Below are 617 nucleotides of genomic sequence, written 5' to 3' on the forward strand. Positions count from 1 at the left end.
TTGGGAACATTTCGGTAATGGCTCTCATTCGGGCTTCTCCGTTTCTGATTGCCAGTCGGTGCGTTTCTCTCTCCCTTGCCAGTTCCGTGTTTGCGGTTCTGATATGTCCCTCGAGGTTCTGAACTTTCGTTTGAAGCGTGTAGTTTTCGGATTTCAGTCCTTTTATTTCCTGCTCCTGCCGTTTTACCTTCCCGGCATTGAAAAGGCTTGTAGTGGCATCAAACACGGTTGTTCCGGCTTTCATCAGGGCGGCTCCGGTATCGGCTGCCGCTCCCTTCAGCTTCTGAACCTTGATGTCCGTTTTTACCTCCTTCAGCTTTTCTCTTGTCTGTTCAAGTTCCTCACGGACTTTGCCTACTTTTTCCATTCCCTCTTGTTTGGTCTGTTCCAGTTCTTGGCACTCCTTCTGAAGCTGCGCTGCCTTTTCAGATTCAGCCTGATTCTTGTACTGTATTGCTGAAAGGTGCTTCCGGTCGGAGGACACACCTCGCTCCATGTTCAGACACTCTGCCGTTATGGTCTGCATCTCTGCCATGTCGTGCTGGTTGAGCTTGATTGTCTTTCCGGTGTGTCCGTCCGTCCAGTCGAATATCATGTGTGCATGGTAGTTCGGTTTC

The 617-nt window shown here is 50.1% G+C and carries 1 pseudogene; it reads right to left on the bottom strand.

Annotated features, from left to right (window positions below):
- A pseudogene (locus tag BACCOPRO_RS18155) lies at positions 1–617 on the bottom strand (hypothetical protein); the annotation flags it as partial.

Origin of the sequence: Phocaeicola coprophilus DSM 18228 = JCM 13818 (genome assembly GCF_000157915.1) — a bacterium.
GTDB lineage: Bacteria > Bacteroidota > Bacteroidia > Bacteroidales > Bacteroidaceae > Phocaeicola > Phocaeicola coprophilus.